This is a genomic window from Pseudomonas sp. SIMBA_067 (assembly GCF_046534675.1).
Taxonomy (GTDB): domain Bacteria; phylum Pseudomonadota; class Gammaproteobacteria; order Pseudomonadales; family Pseudomonadaceae; genus Aquipseudomonas; species Aquipseudomonas putida.
The window spans coordinates 1-229 of the sequence record NZ_JAWRYH010001527.1; the positions used below are offsets into that span (position 1 = coordinate 1).

Here is a 229-nt window from a genome sequence, read left to right on the forward strand (position 1 = left end):
CCGTGATTCTCGGCGAATACGAACACATCTCGGAAGGCGACGTCGTCAAGACGACGGGCCGCATTCTCGAAGTTCCGGTGGGTCCGGAACTCGTCGGCCGCGTGGTCGACGCGCTCGGCAACCCGATCGACGGCAAGGGCCCGGTCAACGCGAAGCTGACCGACGCGATCGAAAAGATCGCTCCGGGCGTGATCTGGCGTAAGTCGGTGTCGCAGCCGGTGCAGACGGG

General features: G+C 65.1%; 1 pseudogene. It reads left to right on the forward strand.

Annotated features, from left to right (window positions below):
* Positions 1–229: pseudogene (locus tag SB765_RS34550) on the forward strand (F0F1 ATP synthase subunit alpha); the annotation flags it as partial.